The sequence below is a fragment of the Pseudomonas sp. EL_65y_Pfl1_R83 genome (genome assembly GCF_963970695.1).
Taxonomy (GTDB): Bacteria; Pseudomonadota; Gammaproteobacteria; order Pseudomonadales; family Pseudomonadaceae; genus Aquipseudomonas; species Aquipseudomonas tritici.
On sequence record NZ_CAXAQI010000089.1, the window covers coordinates 1 to 696 of the forward strand.

The 696-nt window shown below is 65.1% G+C and carries 1 protein-coding gene; it reads right to left on the reverse strand.

All coding sequences use genetic code 11. The features are described from left to right. A partial coding sequence (locus AACY08_RS27770) for an NAD(P)-dependent oxidoreductase (protein WP_339472307.1) occupies positions 1-478 on the reverse strand: 478 nt, incomplete at its 3' end. Positions 479-696 lie beyond the last annotated feature (218 nt).

Genomic DNA, 696 nt, shown 5'->3' on the forward strand with positions numbered 1-696 from the left:
CGCCGATGAAGAACAGCTTGCCGATCACCTCGAGCGCCGGCTTCACCAGGTCGAATTCCGCTTTCGGCCCGGACACCATCACCGCCAGTGTGCCCTTCTCGGCGCCGCCGACGCCGCCGGAGACCGGAGAGTCGATCTGCACGATGTTGTTCCTTGCCAGCAGGCCGTGGATCTTCGTCGCCATCTGGGAGCCGACGGTGGACAGATCGATGAAGCGCCTGGCGCGCCTGCCCTCGATCACGCCGTTCGCGCCGGTCGCGACCTCGAGCGAGGCCTGGAGCGACGGCAGGCTCGCCATCACGGTCTCGACCTGATCGGCGACATCCTTCGGCGATGTCGCAGCCGTCGCACCGCGCGCCACCAGCTTCTCGACGACCTCCTTGCGGGTATCGAACACGACGAGCCTGTGGCCGGCCTCGATCAACCGCCGGGCCATCGGAAAACCCATGTTTCCGAGGCCGATGAATCCGATGTCCATGGTGTGATGTCCTCCCTGTCGTCATTGCGAGGAGCGAAGCGACGAAGCAATCCAGGCTTCCTTCGCGGAAAGACTCTGGATTGCTTCGCTGCGCTCGCAATGACGACGAGGAGACGGCGGGGGCTCACCACACCGCCGTGCCCTTCATCGTCGGCTGTCCCTCTGCATTCGCGGTCCACAGCTCCAGGCCATCGGCGGTCTCGTTGGCATTGACGGAG